Annotated in this window: 1 pseudogene; it reads left to right on the plus strand. The window is 38.5% G+C overall.

Features of this window, described 5'->3' with window-relative positions:
* Nucleotides 1-111: pseudogene (locus ACGF5R_RS25210) on the plus strand (IS30 family transposase); the annotation flags it as partial.
* Nucleotides 112-221: the final 110 nt, after the last annotated feature.

The following is a 221-nucleotide window of genomic DNA, read 5'->3' on the forward strand; positions in this document are numbered from 1 at the left end:
AAAGCGGCAGTGAAAGTATTATTTCCGTTAAAACAAAAGGTTAAGACCATCACGTTCGATAACGGTTTGGAGTTCGCAGATCATGAAATCATCAGTGAAAAATTAGAAACCGGTAGATTCACATAATAAGTGCAACATCGTTAATCTGGAAGTAAACATGTTCGTATTCCCTTAAATAATTCATTCGGTGTTTTCCCACCCCGTGTTTTTCGGGGGCGATT

It is taken from the genome of Photorhabdus sp. RM71S (assembly GCF_042879355.1).
Classification (GTDB): domain Bacteria; phylum Pseudomonadota; class Gammaproteobacteria; order Enterobacterales; family Enterobacteriaceae; genus Photorhabdus; species Photorhabdus kayaii.